This window comes from Empedobacter sp. UBA6745, assembly GCF_002453775.1.
Lineage (GTDB): Bacteria > Bacteroidota > Bacteroidia > Flavobacteriales > Weeksellaceae > Empedobacter > Empedobacter falsenii_C.
The window spans coordinates 82,537-103,193 of record NZ_DKHL01000032.1 but is presented as its reverse complement, the minus strand read 5'-3'; the positions used below and the strand labels follow the sequence as shown (position 1 = coordinate 103,193).

General features: G+C 31.5%; 17 protein-coding genes and 2 tRNA genes. 9 read left to right on the top strand and 10 right to left on the bottom strand.

Going from position 1 to position 20,657, the window contains the following annotated elements; all coding sequences use genetic code 11:
- The first annotated feature begins 1,033 nt into the window (after positions 1–1,033).
- The 3 genes from B4H69_RS09335 to B4H69_RS09325 all read left to right on the top strand — a co-directional run bounded on the left by B4H69_RS09335 (position 1,034) and on the right by B4H69_RS09325 (position 4,401).
- Positions 1,034–1,807, top strand: a complete 774-nt coding sequence (locus tag B4H69_RS09335; RefSeq protein WP_280045890.1) for an RNA polymerase sigma factor — start codon at positions 1,034–1,036, stop codon at positions 1,805–1,807.
- Positions 1,808–1,817: 10 nt separating this feature from the next.
- The gene (locus B4H69_RS09330; RefSeq protein ID WP_291093650.1) at positions 1,818–2,915 is read left to right on the top strand and encodes a hypothetical protein; all 1,098 of its coding nucleotides are present in this window, start codon (positions 1,818–1,820) and stop codon (positions 2,913–2,915) included.
- Between the two features lie 349 nt (positions 2,916–3,264).
- Positions 3,265–4,401, top strand: a complete 1,137-nt coding sequence (locus B4H69_RS09325; RefSeq protein WP_291093647.1) for a DegT/DnrJ/EryC1/StrS family aminotransferase — start codon at positions 3,265–3,267, stop codon at positions 4,399–4,401.
- A 176-nt stretch (positions 4,402–4,577) separates the two neighbouring features.
- Here B4H69_RS09325 and B4H69_RS09320 read toward each other — a convergent pair whose 3' ends face one another.
- Both B4H69_RS09320 and B4H69_RS09315 read right to left on the bottom strand, forming a co-directional pair.
- Positions 4,578–5,570 carry a hypothetical protein gene (locus B4H69_RS09320; RefSeq protein ID WP_180905601.1) on the bottom strand — a complete coding sequence of 331 codons (993 nt, stop codon included), beginning with the start codon at positions 5,568–5,570 and terminating at the stop codon, positions 4,578–4,580.
- Positions 5,563–6,219 carry an ATP-binding cassette domain-containing protein gene (locus B4H69_RS09315; RefSeq protein WP_180905602.1) on the bottom strand — a complete coding sequence of 219 codons (657 nt, stop codon included), beginning with the start codon at positions 6,217–6,219 and terminating at the stop codon, positions 5,563–5,565. The genes B4H69_RS09320 and B4H69_RS09315 overlap by 8 nt, the downstream gene beginning before the upstream one ends.
- A gap of 96 nt (positions 6,220–6,315) precedes the next feature.
- On the opposite strand from B4H69_RS09315, the gene pheS reads away from it, so the two are divergent.
- Positions 6,316–7,335, top strand: a complete 1,020-nt coding sequence (gene pheS, locus B4H69_RS09310) for a phenylalanine--tRNA ligase subunit alpha (RefSeq protein WP_219034641.1) — start codon at positions 6,316–6,318, stop codon at positions 7,333–7,335.
- Positions 7,336–7,787: 452 nt separating this feature from the next.
- Here pheS and B4H69_RS09305 read toward each other — a convergent pair whose 3' ends face one another.
- Both B4H69_RS09305 and B4H69_RS09300 read right to left on the bottom strand, forming a co-directional pair.
- Positions 7,788–8,279: a MepB family protein gene (locus B4H69_RS09305; protein WP_291093644.1), complete on the bottom strand. Its 492-nt coding sequence runs from the start codon at positions 8,277–8,279 to the stop codon at positions 7,788–7,790.
- Positions 8,280–9,347, bottom strand: a complete 1,068-nt coding sequence (locus B4H69_RS09300; protein WP_291093641.1) for an ABC transporter substrate-binding protein — start codon at positions 9,345–9,347, stop codon at positions 8,280–8,282. It abuts the gene before it with no gap.
- 190 nt (positions 9,348–9,537) lie between these two features.
- On the opposite strand from B4H69_RS09300, the gene B4H69_RS09295 reads away from it, so the two are divergent.
- Positions 9,538–9,611: transfer RNA gene (locus tag B4H69_RS09295), tRNA-Arg, on the top strand.
- Between the two features lie 108 nt (positions 9,612–9,719).
- Here B4H69_RS09295 and der read toward each other — a convergent pair.
- The 4 genes from der to B4H69_RS09275 all read right to left on the bottom strand — a co-directional run bounded on the left by der (position 9,720) and on the right by B4H69_RS09275 (position 12,133).
- Positions 9,720–11,027 (bottom strand): ribosome biogenesis GTPase Der, encoded by a 1,308-nt coding sequence (gene der / locus B4H69_RS09290; protein ID WP_180905606.1) that lies wholly within the window; start codon positions 11,025–11,027, stop codon positions 9,720–9,722.
- Between the two features lie 103 nt (positions 11,028–11,130).
- Positions 11,131–11,559 (bottom strand): adenylyltransferase/cytidyltransferase family protein, encoded by a 429-nt coding sequence (locus B4H69_RS09285; protein ID WP_038336508.1) that lies wholly within the window; start codon positions 11,557–11,559, stop codon positions 11,131–11,133.
- A gap of 35 nt (positions 11,560–11,594) precedes the next feature.
- A complete protein-coding gene (locus B4H69_RS09280; RefSeq protein WP_291093638.1) occupies positions 11,595–11,945 on the bottom strand; it encodes a phosphomannose isomerase type II C-terminal cupin domain in 351 nt (116 codons plus the stop codon).
- A gap of 112 nt (positions 11,946–12,057) precedes the next feature.
- A tRNA-Phe gene (locus B4H69_RS09275) sits at positions 12,058–12,133 on the bottom strand.
- A gap of 133 nt (positions 12,134–12,266) precedes the next feature.
- Here B4H69_RS09275 and cls point away from each other — a divergent pair.
- Positions 12,267–13,757 (top strand): cardiolipin synthase, encoded by a 1,491-nt coding sequence (gene cls, locus B4H69_RS09270; RefSeq protein ID WP_291093636.1) that lies wholly within the window; start codon positions 12,267–12,269, stop codon positions 13,755–13,757.
- A gap of 42 nt (positions 13,758–13,799) precedes the next feature.
- Here cls and B4H69_RS09265 read toward each other — a convergent pair whose 3' ends face one another.
- The gene (locus B4H69_RS09265) at positions 13,800–14,438 is read right to left on the bottom strand and encodes an HdeD family acid-resistance protein (protein ID WP_180905610.1); all 639 of its coding nucleotides are present in this window, start codon (positions 14,436–14,438) and stop codon (positions 13,800–13,802) included.
- A 174-nt stretch (positions 14,439–14,612) separates the two neighbouring features.
- On the opposite strand from B4H69_RS09265, the gene B4H69_RS09260 reads away from it, so the two are divergent.
- Positions 14,613–15,938, top strand: a complete 1,326-nt coding sequence (locus B4H69_RS09260; RefSeq protein WP_280045881.1) for a hydroxymethylglutaryl-CoA synthase family protein — start codon at positions 14,613–14,615, stop codon at positions 15,936–15,938.
- Between the two features lie 33 nt (positions 15,939–15,971).
- Here B4H69_RS09260 and B4H69_RS09255 read toward each other — a convergent pair whose 3' ends face one another.
- Positions 15,972–17,396, bottom strand: coding sequence for an MATE family efflux transporter (locus B4H69_RS09255; RefSeq protein ID WP_180905612.1), 1,425 nt, complete (start codon positions 17,394–17,396; stop codon positions 15,972–15,974).
- Positions 17,397–17,595: 199 nt separating this feature from the next.
- Between B4H69_RS09255 and B4H69_RS09250 the strand changes: the two genes are divergently transcribed.
- The gene (locus B4H69_RS09250) at positions 17,596–19,710 is read left to right on the top strand and encodes a prolyl oligopeptidase family serine peptidase (protein ID WP_291093634.1); all 2,115 of its coding nucleotides are present in this window, start codon (positions 17,596–17,598) and stop codon (positions 19,708–19,710) included.
- 84 nt (positions 19,711–19,794) lie between these two features.
- The gene (locus B4H69_RS09245) at positions 19,795–20,640 is read left to right on the top strand and encodes a hypothetical protein (protein ID WP_180905614.1); all 846 of its coding nucleotides are present in this window, start codon (positions 19,795–19,797) and stop codon (positions 20,638–20,640) included.
- Positions 20,641–20,657: the final 17 nt, after the last annotated feature.

The following is a 20,657-nucleotide window of genomic DNA, read 5'->3' as shown; positions in this document are numbered from 1 at the left end:
ACTTCAAATTCAGTAGGCAATTGTATGCTGAACTACTGAGATTATTTTGTGCTATACCTTTATATGCACAAATAAAAACCATGACTGACATGGTAAATGAAATTCTGACCTTAGTGGTGGATATACTACTAGTAGGAAGGAGAAATAGTGAACAAAATTATTAAGCGATAAAGACTCACATTTAATTCCCCGAAGACAACTTGTAAGAGAGTGAATGATCTTCATAAAAGTAGTGTTAATTTTTATTTCATTTATTAATGTAATTTTTAAAACTGTCCAAGGGGAATTTGTGGGTTTATGCCTGGTTTCATAATGACAAAATTTGTTGTCAAAATCGAATTAGAATTTTAATTAGAAAACCACTTAAAACGTTAAGTGTACAAGGTAAAACTTGATAAAAAACATTGTGGTTAGATAAATTAAGTGTTAAAAAGAGTTAAAACCCTGTATCGTTGTATATCGAAAATGACACTTTTCTGTATCGGTTGTGTATCCGCGCTGTATCCATTCTATATCCATTCTATATCCATTGTATATGCGTTCCGTATGGTTTGTTCGGTGTTCGTATATCGGTGTTTAATTTGTAAAAAGTACTATGTATTAAGTAAAAAGTACAGATTAGATGTCAGATATGAGAATTGAGATTTTATAATTGTAAGATGTCTTATGTATTTGAGGTTGAGATTAAGGATAAGGTTCTGTGACGAACTAAGACAACGATTTAAAGGATGAAGAAAATGGCATTAAAACTCTCACGTTAAGAAAATGGATGAATGGAGCGTTAAAAAGGTTTTAGCCCGTAGGGTTTGTAAAATCTTTAGTGAAATGAGAACATTTTTAGTAGAGAGGTTTACGGCCTTGACTTTTTTGTTTCGTTTTTGTGTCAAGACAAAAATGAAAAGAAGAGATTCTGATACAAGCCCAGAATGACAAAATCTGTTTTTAAAAATGAATTTGAATATTAATAAGAAAAAAGACGTTGAGCGTATAACGTAATACGTATCACGTAAAACATAAATAAACCACCTATATTATGCTAGAAAAAGAATATGAATTACTGAAAAAAGGCGATCCCAAAGCCTTAGAACATATTTATGTAAGATATAAAAGACTACTTTTTTGGATTGGTAAACAAATAATTACGGATGAATTTGTAGTAGAATGTTTGGTACAAGATGCGTTTCTGAAATTATGGGAATATCGTGAGAAGATAGAAAGACCTAAACATATCCTTTTCTTTTTGAAACTTGTACTGAAATACAGTTGTTATTCGCATTACTATAAACCGAAGAATAAATTTTTTAGGTCAGTGTATTCATTAGAGAGTTACGAGAATTATGATAGTTATTTGACTGGATATGACCCCGCAGATAACATTCAAAACCTAATCGATCATGATAGACAACAGCAATATTATGAAGAAATTATAAAGGTATTGCCTTTATTAAGCACTGAAAGAAAATATTTGATTGAGCTCTGCTTGAATTATGGATTCAGATACAAAGCAATTGCCAATGCAATGGGAAGAGGAATAACTGAAACAACGAATGAAATTAAACGAGCTATAGCGGATCTCCAGAACATTCTAAGTCACCAAGAAAAGTTAGCAAATAAAAACAAAACAGTATCTGAGACAAAGAAAAAAAATCAAATGACAGAAAAACAATCGTTGATTTTAAAGCTTCGATTCGAGAAGAACCAATCGTTTACAACCATTGCCAAGACATTAGAACTTTCTCAGAAAGAAGTGCACAATGAGTTTGTAGTCGCTTATCAATTGTATCAACAAAAAAGCTTAAACCCCTAAATAACTAAATATGGAAAATTCTACAATTTTTTTAATACGTAAAATACAGTTAATCGTTGATTTACCAACCCAAGAAGAACGAAAGGAAGTTTGGAGTACCCTATACAAATGGCAAAATAGATGTTTTATAGCAGCTAATTTGATTGTTTCTCATTTGTATGTGCAAGAAATGGTGAAAGATTTTTTTTATTTCTCTGAAGGAATCAAATATAAATTAGTAGACGAAAATAAAGATGAAGATGGAATACTAGAATGTTCACGGTCGACTACCATTTATCGTGTGCTCTCAAAACGTTTTAAGGACGAAGTTCCGATGTACATATTGTCTAGTTTGATGAATACGTTATACTTATCCTTTAAGAAGGATTGTGTCAAATATTGGAGAGGAGAAATTTCCTTAAAAACATTTAAACGGGATATAGCAATTCCTTTTAACTTAACAAGGATAAGTAAATTTTCGTATGATTCAGATCAAAAAGAGTTTTATTTTAAATTTTATAAAATTCCTTTTAAAACATATCTTGGTAAAGATTATATTGATAATCATAAGGTATTGGAGCAATTTGTAAGTAACCAAATTAAAATTTGTAGATCGCAAATTAAATTAGAAAAAAATAAAATATTTTGGGAATTCGCTGCAGAAATTGAAAAAGAAAAAAATCAATTACAACCCGAAATTATTGCAGAAGTTTCTTTGTCGTTGGAATATCCGTTGGTTGTAAAAATAGATAAATATCGACTTACGATTGGTACCAAAGAAGAATTTTTGTATAGAAGATTGGCGATACAAGCTTCTCGTAAAAGAATATTAGAAGGAGTACCTTATTGCAAAGGAGGGAAAGGAAAAGAAAGAAAATTAAAAATAGCAAAAAAATTAAAAAATACCGAGAGTAAGTATGTTCATCATCGCCTACATGTCTACAGTAGAATGTTAATTGATTTTTGTGTTGAAAAAAAAGCAGGAACGATAGTTATTGTAGATCAAGAAGAAAAAATAGAAATAGCCAAAAAAGAAAGGTTTGTCCTAAGAAACTGGAGCTATTATGAGCTCATACATAAAATAAAATACAAAGCTGATAAAGCAGGTATTGAGCTTATAACAGCTTAAACCATAATTTCGGAGGGTGATTTGTACACCCATAGGGTGAGGTGATTGTTAACACTCACTAAATGTGAAAAACATATACAAACGGGGGGATTTTTTTAGATTTTATTGAAACTTGCTAGATACTCCCAAGATGAAGGCAGGATGAAGGCAGGATGAAGGCAGTAGAATGTATGTAAGGGTTATTCGGTTCAGTTAGAATAGTAAAATGTAAAAAGTATTATGTACAAATTAGAATTTAAAATTGATGCTCGAGTTTTTTTATTCTACAATTATGAAGTTTTATGATTAACTAATGAAGCGAAAACAATAGTTTTATTCTAAATTTGTACAACAAAAACAACTATAGAAAATGGCTGAAAAGATATGGTTATCATCTCCTCATATGGGAGGAAATGAATTAAAATACATTCACGAAGCATTCGATGCAAACTGGGTGGCTCCTTTAGGACCAAATGTTAATGGTTTTGAAGCAGATTTAGAAAAATTCTTAAATGCAAATGTAAAAGTTGCAGCATTATCTGCTGGTACAGCTGCAATTCATTTAGCTTTGATTGAATGTGGAGTTGGCTACGGAGATGAGGTTCTTTGCCAATCAATGACATTCTCAGCAACTGCAAATCCAATCGCTTACCAAGGCGCAACACCTGTATTTGTAGATTCTGAAAAAGATACATGGAATCTTTGTCCAATAGCATTAGAAGAGGCGATTAAAGATCGTATAGCAAAAGGAAAAACACCAAAAGCGATTTTAGCCGTTCATTTGTACGGAATGCCTTATAAAGTTGACGAAGTACATGCTGTTGCAGATAAATACAACATTCCTGTGATCGAAGATGCTGCAGAAGCATTGGGTTCTACTTTCAAAAATAAATCTGCAGGAACTTTTGGACGTTTCGGTGTTTTATCATTCAACGGAAATAAAATTATTACAACTTCTGGTGGTGGAGCGTTGGTTTCCCATACACAAGAAGATAAAGATAAAGCGGTATTTTTAGCAACTCAGGCTCGTGATAATGCACCACATTATCAACATTCGCATATTGGGTACAATTACCGTATGAGTAATATTACAGCAGGTATCGGTCGTGGACAAATGGAAGTTTTAGCGGATAGAGTAGCAGCTCGTCGTGCAATGAATAAATTCTACCAAGAGTTGTTTGCGGATATTGATGGCGTAACTGTTTTTGTAGAACCAAGTTCTGATTATTTCTCTAACCATTGGTTATCAGCGATTTTAATTGATCCAAAAGTAGCAGGGAAAACGCGCGAAGATTTACGTTTAGCTTTCTTGGAAGATGATATCGAATCTCGTCCGTTATGGAAACCTATGCACATGCAACCTGTCTTTGCAGATGCACCTTATTATGGAGGAACGGTAGCAGAAGAATTATTCGAAAATGGATTATGTCTTCCTTCTGGTTCTAATTTAACAGATGCAGAACGCGAACGAATTACAGCTAAAGTAAAAGAAGTATTTGGAAAATAATTTTCAAAATATAATATCAATCAAATCCTCTTAAGTTTTCTTAGGAGGATTTTTTGTTTATTAAAGCATTTATCTTCATCTTATCGTCAGTCAGAGTGGCGTTTGCAAAACGTTGTATCGAAGACTTAGACGATAAACAAAGTTAAATCTCTCTCGTTAAAAAATAATGTAATTATCTACAAATAAAACCCAGAATCCCCAGTAATCCTTTCCTTCGTGAATTTCCGGAAAGCAATGAGATGTAGAATAAAACTTATCGGAAAAATACTGAGATAAAGCAACCAATCTACTTTTTCATTTAAAATAATCGTTAGAAAAAAACAGACAATAAGCATCGAAAGTAAACCAATTGGAAATTGATGATTGATAAAAATATATTTGATTGGAAAAGTAATAATAATTGCTCCTAAACAACTTATTCCGTAACCAAAATAGGTTGGATTTAGAAATAAAGCCATTATCAAACAAGGTAAAATAAAGAGCAAACTATTTAGGCTAAAATCAATTTCATTCTTTAGTATATATTGTTTGTTGGATAATTTTGAACTTATAAAGTAAGCTAATTTCTCTGTTTTTTGAATATTTCCGAGAAGAAGAAAAAGAATTCCTACAATAGAAACGAGAAACAAATTCAGGTTATTTTCAATCAATCCTTGATACGAAATGTAATAGGCGCCAATAAAAATGAGATAATTAATTTTGAATCGTCTAAGTTGAACAATCGTCAAAACATCTAAAATTCGAAGTCTATTTTTCACCATTGGTTTACCAATTTTTCCATTATAAAAAGTGAAAAATAGAATGAAAGCAAAAATAACCGCTAAACTAATCATCCAACCAAAATGAATAGCCACAATAATGTTGAAAACATTAACAAGGATGAGGTCTATAAGATAAATGAGATAGGTTTTTCGGGGGGTGAATAAACCTTTTAAAAGTCCGAAATCTTTTCTGATATTCACTTGCTGACTTGCCATAAAACTAAAAAATAGAACAAGATATTCTTTATAATCGAAAGCAGGGAAACTCGGAAAACTACCATTCAATATTTTGAAAATAATGACAAAATAAAGGATAAAAGGTATCCAAAATTTAGACGAATCGTTGTAGGTTAATTGGCGAAAACGGTTGATATAAATGATTTTTAGCGTATATAGAATTTTATCCATGATCGATTGATTGCATAAACAAGTTCATAATATTTTCATTCTCAACTTCCGTGATTTGTTGCTCATTTACATAAAAAGTTTTAGTCAAATAAGGCGAAACAATTTCGATAATATGCGAAGAAACAAACACAATATTTTCCTTTGCTAATTCTCTAATTTTATGGAGTAAAACATAATTACTTTCGATATCTAAACCATTAAAAGGTTCATCGAAAATATAAATTTTATAATCATCAAATTGTAAAATAGTATTGACATATGCCTTTTTCAGTGTTCCTGTCGACATTGTTTTAAGTAAAACTTTTTCGTCAATATCAAAGATTCGAGTTGAATTTGAATTCTTTCTACCTGATACTTTTTGATAAAATTTATAAAATTCTTCTGCTGTCAAATATTCATAAATCATCGGTTCTGTTGCTAAAAATGCAACATCAGAAGGTTGTAGAATTTCATTGTTTAATCTAATTGTTCCTTCATAGGATTTCAAACCGCACAAGGTTTTTAGAAAAGTACTTTTTCCTTGTCCATTTCTCCCAAAAACGCCATACAAACCATTTGAATCTATTTTGAGATCGATCGCTTTCAAAATAACTTTATCTAAATCATAACTGATTTTTTCAAGATTAATTTCTAAAATTGGTTGAACCATTTTTACAGAGTTTTAGTGGAATAAAGATAAAAGTACTCGAATAATTTGTTATAAGTTGATTATCGGTTAAATTTGTAATCAAATTGATCAGAAATTATGATTGACCAAATCAAACAATATATTGAAGAAGTAAAAAACTTCCATTCAACAAATGCTGCTGAAATTGAAGAATTCAGAATTAAATTTTTAGGAAAAAAAGGAATTTTAACGGACTTGTTTACACAGTTCAAATCTGTTCCGAATGAACAAAAAAAGGAATTTGGTCAAGTTGTGAATGAATTAAAAACATTGGCAACAGAAAAATCAACTGTTCTTAAAAATGAAATCTCAAACGAAGGAAAAACTGATTCTTCTTTAGATTTAACGCGTCCTGGAGAGCCTTTTACATTGGGTTCTCGTCATCCAATTAACATTACAAAAAATCGTATTATCGAGATTTTTAATCGCATTGGATTCAGCGTTTCTGAAGGTCCAGAAATCGAAGATGATTGGCACAATTTTACAGCGTTAAATTTGCCTGCGCATCACCCTGCGAGAGACATGCAAGATACATTTTTCATCGAAACTAATCCAGATATTGTGTTGCGTACGCATACGTCGTCTACGCAGATTCGTCATATGGAGAAAAATCAACCGCCCATGCGTTTCTTAGCGCCAGGTCGTGTTTACCGTAACGAAGCGATTTCGTCTCGTTCGCATATGATGTTCCACCAAATCGAAGGTTTATACATCGACGAAGGTGTTTCGTTTGCAGATTTGAAACAAACTTTAAGTTATTTTACAACTGAGTTATTTGGTAAATCTGAAATTCGTTTACGTCCTTCATATTTCCCATTTACAGAGCCTTCTGCGGAGGTTGACGTATATTGGGGATTAGAAACTGAAACCGATTATCGTATGACAAAGGGTACAGGTTGGTTAGAAATTATGGGATGTGGAATGGTAGATCCTAACGTTTTGCGCAATGTAGATATCGATCCTGAGAAATATTCCGGTTATGCATTCGGTATGGGAATTGAGCGTATTGCGTTGTTGTTGTATCAAATTGGGGATATCCGTTTGTACACAGAAAATGATAAACGTTTCTTAGAGCAATTTCAATCGGAGTTATTCTAAGATAGAAAATATTATAAACAAAAAATCCTGTTCAATTGAGCAGGATTTTTTTATTGGAATAATGTTTTAAATAATATATTAGAGATTATATCCTTTAGTTTTAATTTTCATAAAAAAGCATTTAGAAATTGTCATGCCGAGACATCACTCTATTTATTTACAAAGTAATAATTAATGTAATCGTCCTATTAAAAATGGCCTTAAATCTATGACGTTAAGAAAATAATTGAATGTAACGTTAAAAAGATTTTAGCCTGTAGGGTTTTTAAAATCTTTAGTGAAATGAAAGTATTTTTAGTCTAATAGATTTACAGCCTTGACTTTTTGGTTACTTTTTAGTCAAGTAAAAAGTGACATAAAATATAAGGAATATCTAATTATATGATGTGTTTAATTTTCATAAAAAAGCATTTAGAAATTGTCATGTCAAGCTTGTTGAGACATCTCAATTATTATTTAAGTATTGATTTAACATTTTTCTTATCAATTTGTTGATTGTTGACTTCTACGAAATAATCTTGTTGCCAATTTTGAGTTTTCTCCGCTTGTTTATTTTCAGGTTTTACCCAATTCGGATAAACTCTAAAACCTCTTTTTCCTTCTTTTTTAATTGAGGTCAAAATATTCTTTTCAATTAAAATTGATGTCGGAAAAATATAAAAACCTAGTTTAGAATCATCTTCTGCAGCAATAATGTAATAATCAAAACCATCATTTTCGTCAAAAGGTTCGGTTTGTTTAGCTGTATTTCGTTTCCATAACGTTACAAATTGACCAACTTTTTTAGGCGTAATTTTCGCTTTTCTAAATTTTATAGAAAATTCTTTAACATTGAAATTATAACCTATATATTCGTCACATTCTGCATCTTTTTCAAGAGTTGAAATGGATAAATTCGAAGATTTTAGAACAAAATCTTCGAATTTTTGAATAATTTCAATCATTTATTTCAATTGTTGATAAAAGTATAAATCATACGTTGGGAATAAATTTGGATAGAAAATTTTTCCTAAATCATTCAAAATAATATCAGGACGAAGAATTCCTTGTTCAAAATAATCATTCGAACCTTTTGCATTCATACGTTTGTTGTAAGCGTACACATTTCCTTTCTTAAATGCATCAAACCACGCATAGTTTGGATAAGAAGCTTTCATTTCTGCCAACGTATTTACGTTTGTTACATTGATCCAATAATTTGCAGATTTTCCAGCTGTATAAACTTCTTCAAATGTTAAGCTCAAACTATTTTCACCTGTTTTATTCTTGAAAATATAATTTCCTTTCGCATCATCAATCAATTTTGCTTGCAACAAATCATTTGTCGGAACGTACCAAATGTCGCCATACATTGTATTAACAATTGTAGAAACATTACCTTGCGCTTTGGTTTGAATGATATTTTTGATCGAATCATAATTATTTTTAACCGTTTCTACGCGTTTTTCAGCTTCTGTATCTTTTCCGAATAATTTTCCGAAAACCTTCAAATACTCAACTTGTCCCAATGGGTTTTGCTCTTTGTATTCATCTAAATACAATACTTTTATTCCATTTTGTTCTAATTGTTGATGAAATTTTGCTAAAACAGGATTAGAACTTGCGATAATCAATTGTGGTTTATTTTTTAAGATAATTTCTGTGAATAGTTCGTTTGAATTTCCAACTTTTAAGATTGATTTATTCGCAATTCCTTCTGCTATTTTAGGATTGTAAATAAAATCTGCATCGCAAACTCCTTTGATTAAGTCAAGACTTCCTAATTGATCTAAAAACGTAACGGCAGATGAAGTTTCAACCATCACAGTTTTGATAGGCAAGTCTTTTTTATCAAATGAAATTGTATTTCCAGAAGATTTTATCGTGATTGTTTGGTTGTTTTCTTCGATAGAAATATTTTTTGCAAACTGAAAAGTTGTATTTTCTTGTTCGGTTTTAACAGCTTCTTTCGACTGTTTACAACTACTAATGGCAAGAAGAACGAATGAGGTTAGAATAAATTTTTTTATCATTTGGATTGAATTTAGAGGAAGCAAGTTAAGAATTCTGTCAAAATCATAAAAAAATATTTTTGTAAGCAATTGATACGTTGTAAATTAAATTATTGTTAAAAATTTTTCTCGAAAAGCTTAGGTTTTTACGATAAAAGTGCTGTATATTTGCATTCGAAAATAAGGGAAAATACTTTCAATTATTTCAAACGGCCGAGTGGCGCAACTGAATAGCGCACTTGATTACGGCTCAAGAGGTTACAGGTTTGAATCCTGTCTCGGTCACAAAAATGCTCAGCGTCAATCGTTGAGCTTTTTTTATGAATGTTAAATTCTATTGTTATCAATAAAAAAGTCCATCTACAAATTGTAAATGGACTTTTTGGATTTTTATTATTTCTTTCTGAAGTAAACTTCAACTGGAACTCCTTCAAAATTGAACTCCTTTCTCAATTGATTTTCGATAAATCGTTTGTAAGGATCTCTAATATATTGTGGCAAGTTACAGAAAAACGCAAATTGAGGCGTTTTTGTAGGTAACTGCGTTACATATTTGATTTTGATGTATTTTCCTTTTACTGCAGGTGGAGGTGTAATCTCGATAATCGGTAACAAGGTTTCGTTTAATTTACTTGTTTTGATACGACGACTGCGGTTCTCGTAAACTTCGATAAATGTATCCACAGCTTTCAAGACACGTTGTTTTGTAAGAGCCGAGATAAACAACACAGGAACGTCTGTAAAAGGCGCAATACGTTTTAGAATAGCATCTTTGTATTCTTTCATTGTATTGGTTTCTTTTTCCAATAAATCCCATTTGTTGATTAAGATGACAACACCTTTTCGGTTACGTTCTGCTAAATAAAGAATGTTCAAATCCTGTGCTTCAATTCCACGTTCCGCATCAATTACCAAGACACAAACGTCACATTCTTCGATTGCACGAACCGAACGCATGACAGAATAGAATTCTAAATCTTCGCTAACTTTTCCTTTTTTACGCATTCCGGCAGTGTCTACCAAAACAAATTCGTGTCCAAATTTATTGTACAACGTTTCGATAGAATCACGTGTTGTTCCTGCGATATCGGTTACAATATTACGTTCTTCACCTAATAATGCATTGATTAATGTAGATTTTCCAGCATTTGGACGACCTACGATTGTAATTTTAGGTAAACCTTCGAATGGATCAATGTGTTCTTCTTCTGTAAAACAATCTACCACATCATCTAATAATTCACCTGTTCCACTTCCGCTCATTGCAGCGATTGTGTACATTTTTTCGAATCCTAAGTTATAAAACTCATAAGAATCGTCTAAATTTTTGTTGGTATCGACCTTATTCACAACTAAGAATGTAGGCTTCTTAGTGCGTCTTAAAAGGTTGCCAACTTCCTTATCCATATCCGTTAAACCAACTTGATTGTCTACCATGAACAAAATTACATTTGCTTCATCGATAGCCAATTCAACTTGCTTGCGGATCTCTTCTTCAAAGGTATCATCTGAACCAACGACATACCCTCCGGTATCGATTACGGTAAACTCTTTTCCATTCCAATCAGATTTTCCATAGTGACGGTCACGTGTAACACCAGAAGTGTCATCAACGATAGCTTGTCTTTTTTGGATCATTCTGTTGAAGAACGTAGATTTACCAACGTTTGGTCTTCCTACAATTGCAACTATATTTGACATTCTGCAAAGGTATAATTTTTCGATTTATTTTTTACATTAATTTTTTGATTGATAAAGTATTGTAAATAAAAAAGGTTAGACAAACTCTAACCTTACTCAATTTTTATTTTACAACTTTAAGAAGTTCTTTTTCAGCAACCACTTTTCTAAGTCCGGAACTTGAGAAACGGTGGTCTCTTGAATTGTAATACAATTCGATTCCTTTTTCTTCACAATATTTACGTCCTGTAAAGTTTTTGTCTTGGTATTCAATCCCTAAAATACGCACATCAATTTTGAAAGATCTCAAAACATCTTCTAAATCCTGTTCTGTTGCATAAGGCACAATTTCATCGACGAATTTGCAACCTTTGAGCTGAATGTAACGCTCTACAACAGTTTGTGTCGGTTTGTTTTTTTCTGGTCGATCTAATGTTGGATCTGTTTGTAAACCTACAATCAAATAATCGCAATGTTGTTTTGCGTCTTCTAGCATTTTGATATGTCCCGCATGAAGCAAATCAAAAGCACTAAATGTAATTCCGATTTTCATAGTCAATCAGTTTAGTCTTTTATAATTAGTTTTTATTAATCTTCAGATGATCGGTTGTAATCATCTTCAATGCGAATGATGTCTTCCTCACCAAAATACGTACCATGTTGAACTTCGATAAAAATTAGAGTCTCATTACCTATGTTCTGAATACGATGTTTTGCTTTTAATGGAATAATAACGACTTCTCCCGCCTTGTATTCATATTCTTTATCGTCAAGTGTCACCATTGCAGTTCCTTGAATAATTGTCCATACTTCTGCACGATGATTGTGATATTGATAAGACAAACGCCCGCCAACATTCACTTCTATTCTCTTCAATTTATATATATCGGTGTCTTCTAATACGTAGTAAGAACCCCAAGGTCTATTTCCTATTTCCATGTTTTACGCAATTTACGGAATATTTAGATACAACTCTAAAATACTTGATGAATAAATTGTTATGTTTATTCAAAAAAAAAACCTCAAACACATGCTCGAGGTTTTATAAATGTGGTGGTGCCTCCAGGAATCGAACCAGGGACACAAGGATTTTCAGTCCTTTGCTCTACCAACTGAGCTAAGGCACCGTCATTTTGGATTGCAAATATAAGAAGGTTTATTTATCATTTCCAAAATTATTTTTAAATATTTTTTGTTAATTTTTTAAGCAGTTGATTTTTATTCATTTATTTTTATAAAAAAATTACGAATCGGTAACAAATGGAATGGTCAATCACACTTTTGCACATCTGGAATTTTATCAAAGAATGGTATTGGGTTCCGCTTACAATCCTTTATATAATGGTGATTGTTACTATTTTGATCGAAAATCGAAACCCAACCAAAACAATTGCATGGATATTAGTGATTGTTTTTCTACCGTTTATTGGAATAATCCTATATTTTTTCTTTGGACAGAAATTTAAAAAAGATGAATTTTTTAAACGAATAGATAAGAATCATCAAAAAATCATCAATGAAAAATGGGCTGAAATGGATCAATTTGTTCAAGATGATTTAGATAAAGTAAATATAAGAATAGGTTCGTTGTCACAGGTTTATCGTTATTTAAACAATGCAAGAGTTGCTTATCCTGCAACAAATAATAAAGTAAAGTTGTTGACAAATGGAGAAGAAAAATTCCCTCTTTTTTTGGAAGCTTTACGTGAAGCGAAAGATCATATTCATCTCGAATATTATATTTTTGATGAAGATCATATCGGAAATGAAATCATTGATATTCTGATTGAAAAAGCTAAAAATGGTGTAGAAGTTCGTGTAACTGCGGATGATTTTGGTTCACCAAAACTGAATAAACATCAATCAAGATTTGATGGAACAGGTGTGGAATTTCAAACATTTTTACCTGTTCGATTTTCTTCTTTGGCGAATTCTAATTACCGTAATCACCGCAAAATTTTGATTGTTGATGGCAAAAAAGCATTTGTAGGCGGAATTAACATTAGTGATAAATACATCAATCAAAATAGTGTAATAAGCCCAAATAATAAGGTTTATTGGCGTGATACTTCTGTGATGATTGAAGGAGATTCTATCAATAGTTTGCAATTGCATTTTTATCTAAATTGGATGATGACGGAAGGCAAAAAGTATAATATTTCTGATCCAAAATATTTTTATTCATCTCAAGAAAATAACGATTTATCAACAGTTAGTTTTGGACTCTCTTCACCAGGAAGTGATTTACATTCGGCTATGGAAGCGATGGTTTTGGCAATTACTTTGGCGAAAAAGAAAGTGCAATTGTGCACGCCATATTTTATACCAAGTGACGAATTTAAGACAGCGATGATGATTGCCGTTTCGAGCGGAGTAGAAGTGGAGTTGATTATACCTAAAAAAGGCGATTCTATTGTAGTGCAACAAGCGTCATTATCATTCCTAAAACCTTTGATGAAGCGGGGTGTAAAAGTTTATTTATACGAAAAAGGATTTATTCACGCCAAAACAATAACGGTTGATGATAAATTGGCTTTTATTGGAACAGTGAATTTAGATTATCGTAGTTTTATGATTAATTTCGAGATTACTTCGGTGATTGAAAATGCGACGTTATTACAACAAATGAGTGTTCAATTTGATATAGATAAAGAGGATTCAGAATTATTAACTATTGAAAAATGGGAAAATAGACCTTGGTATAACCGCGCGTTTGCATCGATTTGTAGATTATTAGCACCGATATTGTAAAACAAAAACCTCCACTTCAATTAAAGTGGAGGTTTTTGTTTTTTATTGATTTTTAAAATCTTCGATTTCTTTTCTAATTTCTTCATATCGACTTCTCAAATCGTCTGAAATATTATTCGGGATATCTTTAATTTTCTTCAATTGTAATGAAATAAAAATCGCAAATAATCCGGTAGAAATAACCGCTAATCCTAGCCATGCAACAGCTGTTAAACCTGCTAATTGTGGTTTTGATAATAAAATAAGCGAAATAACTAATCCTACAATTGCCAAAAATAATGAAACGCCCCAATCTCTTACACCATAATTTTTTAGGTCGAAAGCATAACTAATTCCAGAAATTGATCGGAATAACACTAAGAACCCAACATAATAAGCAAAAACTTCTAAGCTTAAAATAGGATTAACAACTAACATAAATCCAACAATTGCTGTGATAATTCCATAAGTTAATGTCCAGCCCCAACTGTCAATTTCATCTTTATTTGAGATCGAAAAAACAATTTCCGAAATTCCAGAGAATAAAAAAGATACAGCAAAAAATACTGAAAGTGCAACATACGATGCTGTTGGAAATGCGAATGTATAAATTCCAAGTCCAACGAATAATAATCCAATGATTAATAAAATCCACCAATATTTGACAGAATTTTTGATTGATTTGTAAAAAGTACGAGCCATTTTGAAAAAAAATATTTAAAATTATAGACTTAAAATTAAGAAATATTCTAATTAAACCTCTATTTTTTTGTTTTTTTATAATGATTATTGATTTCTTAAAATTCAGGATTTATTTCATGCTTACTAAAAATTAAAATACTCTTAACTTTGAAGTTCGCTTAAAAAATAACGAAAATGAAGTATGGAATAGAGGCGGCTTCTATCTACGTTCCGCATATATATTTACCAATAAAAGATTTAGCAATTCAGCGCAATATTGATCCTGATAAACTTGAAATTGGTTTGGGTTTAAAGAAAATGTCAGTTTTAGATGTTCACGAAGATACAGCAACGATTGCTGCGAATGCTTTGTTGAAATTGATTACTGATTTTAATGTTAATCCAAACGAAATCGGACGAATTTATTTAGGAACAGAAAGTGCTTTGGATGGCGCAAAACCAACGGCAACTTACGCAGTTCAGTTAGTGGAATCTGTTTTGGCAAATAAATTTGGAGAACGTCCTTTCAAACACACAGATGTTGTGGATATGACGTTTGCGTGCGTGGGTGGAGTAGATGCGATGCACAATTCTATCGATTATGTTCGTGTAAATCCAGCTAAAAAGGCGATTGTAATTGCAGCAGATTATGCAAAATATGGCTTAGAATCGACGGGAGAATATACGCAAGGTGCTGGTGCAGTAGCGATGTTAATTTCAAATCAACCAGATTTGATTGCGTTTGATAATAATTGGGGAATTGGAATGGAATCTGTTTTTGATTTCTTTAAGCCTCATCAATCAACTTCTGATGCAACAATTTTGAATGCTTTAGGAACTACAAAATCTGAAATCGAAATCTTTTCTGATGAACCAATTTTCGAAGGTCAATATTCTAACGAATGTTATAAAAATAGAGTAAGAGAAGCTTATTTTAACTTTAAAGATGAGGCTAAAGTAGAAGGTAAATTGTACGAAAATTGGCGATATATTGCTTTTCACTTGCCTTATGCATTTCAAGGAAAAAGAATGTTTTCGGATGTTTTTGCGTTAGAAAATAATCAAGATAATTCGAATGATAATTTGAAAATTGTTTCAAAATCGGATGAATATAAAGCGTTAATCAAAGAAAAAGTAGAACCAACTCAACGTGCTTCTTCTGAGATCGGAAATATGTACACAGCTTCTGTTTTCACGGCATTTTTATCGGCTTTACAAGTGAGTGCTGATAATGATGAAGAGTTGAATGGAAAAACTGTTGGATTTATTGCGTATGGTTCTGGATCTAAATCAAAAGTTTTTCAAGGACAAATTGGCGAAGGTTGGAAAAATGTGATGAATAAAATGGATTTGTTCAATTATTTGAATCAAAGAGAAGCGATTTCTTTTGAACAATACCAAAATCTACACAATAAAAATCTGAAAACATCAATCAATGCTTCAAAAGGATTTGCTTTAGATCGCATTGAAACTGAAATTCCAGATTTGAAAGGTGCAAGATATTATACTTTTAAAGGATAAAATATAAAAAAATCGCTCATTTGAGCGATTTTTTTATACTATTTTCTGCTTCCATTTCCCTCGTTTAAAGAGAATAAATGCTAAAATTGCAATAAACGTTTCCGAAACAGGAATTGCTATAAAAACGCCTTCTTCTTTTAGGTTGAAATGATACGTTAATACATACGCTAATGGAATTTGGAATAACCAAAATCCAACAAAATTAATAATCGTTGGCGTCATCGTATCTCCAGCGCCGTTAAAAGCATTCATCATTACCATTCCAATTCCGTATAATAAAAAACCAGTTGCAAGAATGTACATTCCCTCTTTTGCAACGATTTTGATATGTTCTTCTGTTGTAAAAATTGAGACTAAATAATTGCTTAATCCATAGAAAATAACACTTACAATCAACATGTAAATGATGTTAAATTTCATGGTCATAAGGACTGATTTTTCTGCTTTTTCGGGATTTTTATTTCCTAAGTTTTGACCAACTAAAGTTGCCGCAGCATTGCTTAATCCCCATGCAGGTAACATAAAAAACATCATCAAACGTAAAGCAGTTTGATAACCAGATGAGGCAATTTCTCCACCAGATTGAGCAACAATTCGAGCGAGAATAATCCAACTACAACTTGCAATAATGTATTGTACAATAGCAGGAACTGCAATTTTTACAATATTGATAATGAGTTTAGATTTTGGAAGGAAATAGCTCCATTTAATTTGAATTAATGAATCTTTTTTCGTTAAACAATACAATTGATAAACCACACCACCACTTCTACCAATCGCAGTAGCTAAGGCTGCTCCTTCTAACCCCATTTCAGGAAAAAAGAACCATCCGCGAACAAGAATTGGACATAGAATAATATTGATTCCGTTGGCTAACCATAAACTTTTCATCGCAATTGCTGCATTTCCAGCTCCACGAAAAATTCCATTAATCAAGAATAATAATACAATTGATAAACAACTTGCCATCATTATTTTAGTGAAATTCTTCCCATATTCTGCGGCTTGTTCGGTTGAGCCCATCCAAATCAATAAATCTTTGGCGAATATAAACCCGAAAATACTCAACAGAATTGTAATGATAATCGATAATAAAATTGCTTGCGAAGCACTTTCCGAAGCTTTTTCGGGTTTCTTTTCACCAATTCTTCGTGCAATAATGGCAGTTGCAGCCATACTTATTCCGATTGAAATTGAATAAACAATTGTTAATAAAGATTCTGTAAGACCAACGGTTTGTATGGCGAAAGCGCTTTCTTTTAAATGTCCTACAAAATATAAATCGACCAATGCAAAGACAGATTCCATCACCATTTCGAACATCATCGGAATTGCTAATAGAAATACTGATTTTTTGATTGGTAACGCGGTTAAATCTAAGTTTTCGCTTGAAAAAGATTGTTTAATCAACGAAAAAATAGACCCAATTTTGGCTGTTAAAGACTTTTCTACAGTCATTTTTTTTGGTTTTTCAAATTAAAAATACTTGATAAATTTTTAAATCAAAATGAATTTAACGTTAAGTTGCCGCGAAGTTTTAAATATTCATTTCAATTAAAATCTGAGAGGATTTTGCGCAAAAATAAATCATTTTTTTCAATACCAATTTATCTTTTTGATTTTATTATCTTTACCAAAACAGCTATACTAAGAAGAAATGAAAAAAACTGCTTTTATTTTATTTAATGTTGCCCTTATGGTAGGAGTGAATGCACAGAGTTATAAGAAAAAGTATCCAGATACAAAAAAAATTGATCATGTTGATACGTATTTTGGAGAGAATGTACAAGATCCATATCGTTGGTTGGAAGACGATTTGTCTGAGGATACTAAGAAATGGGTGATCGAACAAAATAAAGCAACTTATGCTTATTTGAATGAAATTCCGTTACGTACACAATTGAAAAAATCGTTGACGGATATCTGGAATTACGAGAAAATTTCAACGCCTTTTAAAGAAGGAGATTATACATATTACTACAAAAATGATGGTTTACAACAACACTCTGTTTTGTACCGTAAAGTAGGTGAAAACGGAACAGAAGAAATTTTCTTAGATCCGAATAAATTCTCTAAAGATGGTTCTGTTTCTTTGGCTGATGTTAGCTTTTCTAAAGATGGAAGTCTAGTTGCCTATTCTATTTCAGAAGGTGGATCAGATTGGAGAAAAGTAATTGTTCTGAACGCAAAAGACAAAACACAAGTTGGAGAAACATTGATTGATGTTAAATTCTCTGGAACAGCTTGGAAAGGAAACGACGGTTTCTATTATTCTTCTTATGATAAACCAAAAGGATCTGAATTATCAGAAAAAACAGATCAACACAAATTATATTACCACAAATTAGGAACGGCTCAGAAAAAAGATCAATTGATTTTTGGGGGAGCAGAAACACCTCGTCGCTATGTTGGTGCTTATTTGACAGATGATGAACGTTTCTTAATTATATCTGCAGCTAACACAACAACTGGAAATGAGTTGTATTATCAAGATTTGTCTCAAGTAAATAGTCCAATCAAAACGATTGTGAATAATTTTGACACAAATACTTCTGTGATTGATAATGATGGAGAGACTTTCTACATTTTTACAAATAACAAAGCTCCAAACAATAAAGTAGTTAAAGCAACTATTTCTGATTTGAGCGAAGCTGCATGGAAAACAGTTATTCCAGAAACTGAAAATGTATTATCTGTTTCTACAGGAGGAGGTTATTTATTTGCTAAATACTTAAAAGATGCAATTTCGGTTGTGGAGCAATACAAATATGATGGATCAAAAGTCCGTCAAATTACATTGCCTGGAGTTGGTTCTGCATCAGGATTTGGAGGAAAAAAATCAGAGAAAGAAATCTATTTCGGATTTTCAAATTATATCACACCTTCAACAAGTTACAAATACAATGTAGAAACGGGTTCTTCGGATGTTTACATTAAACCAAATGTGAAATTTAATTCAGATGATTATATTTCTGAACAAGTTTTTTATACGTCAAAAGATGGAACAAAAGTTCCGATGATTATTACGTATAAAAAAGGATTGAAGAAAAATGGTAAAAATCCTACAATCGTTTACGGATATGGAGGATTCAACATTAGTTTAACACCAGGATTTAGTCCAGCAACTGCAGCTTGGATTGAAAATGGTGGAGTTTACGCTGTTCCAAACTTACGTGGAGGTGGAGAATATGGTAAAAAATGGCACGATGGAGGTCGTCAATTCAATAAATTGAATGTTTTTAATGATTTCATTGCTGCTGCAGAATATTTACAGAAAAACAATTACACTTCACCAGATTTTACTGCATTATCAGGAGGATCTAATGGAGGTTTATTAGTTGGAGCAACAGAAACAATTAATCCAAAAATAGCAAAAGTAGCATTGCCTGCGGTTGGTGTTTTAGATATGTTACGTTATCATACGTTTACTGCTGGTGCAGGTTGGGGTTATGATTATGGAACAGCTGATGATAGTAAAGAAATGTTCGAGTATTTGAAAGGATATTCACCAGTTCACAATGTAAAAGAAGGAACATGTTATCCTGCTACATTAGTCACAACAGGAGATCATGATGATCGTGTAGTTCCTGCGCATTCGTACAAGTTTGCGGCTAATTTACAAGCGAAACAAGCATGTGATAATCCAGTTTTAATCAGAATTGAAACAAAAGCTGGTCACGGAGCAGGTCGTTCGACAGAAGTTGTGATCAATGAAACAGCTGATAAATATGCGTTCACTTTATGGAACATGGGAATCAAAAAATTGAAATAAAAGATTAATTCAATTCAATCAATAAACTCAAAATCCATCTGAATATTCAGGTGGATTTTTTAATTTTATCCAAAATATAATCGAATGAAAAAATTATTAACACTATTTATTTTATGCTCTACTTTTTCTTTTGGACAGTATATTAAAAAAGCAACTTTAGTTTTATCAGACGGAAAAAAAATGGAAGTTGAAGATGTTTTTTATGGAGATAAAGTTTATGAATATAAACTTAAAATGAATAAGTCTTCTAATCAAGCAATAATAAAAGAAGATGTTTCTGAAATTATTTTTGATTCTATTGATTTTATTAATAAAGTGGATCAAAATACTTATACCGAAATAAAGGATAAATATTATGAAAATGATTTACCTGAAGGTATTTATGAAACAATTGATGATTTTTATAAAAAAAATCCTTCCTCAACAAAAAAGATTGTTGGAAGAGAAGAAGGTCAAAAATATTATGATAATCCAAAAGACTTAATGGCTTTTAAATATGTTGGAAGTGATGATATTTTAAGAAATACTTTTGCAGTTGTTTACAAAGGAAATCTTTACTTAAGCATAAAAGCATCTAATAAAAACGAAGCGAAGGAAATGAAAGGTGGTTTTATGATAGATTATTCAAAAAACTATTTCTTAAAAGTAAAGTTTGCAAATTCGGATTATTTTTACAGCGAAATATCTGCTATTCCTTCAGGTGAAGCAATTACAAAAATGGCTGTAGGAAATTATTATGGAGCACCTTATAGGTTAAAATATATTTTGTATCCTTTTATTTTATTAAATAATGAACAAAAATTTTATGCTGTAAAAAACTGTAAGAGATTTAATGAATATTTTGAAAATAAATTGAATAAAAGGATTCCTTGTGAAAAGGATAATGATTTTTTAGATGATGTAAGAAAACTGATGATTTCGCAAGAATAAACAATTATAATAACCCT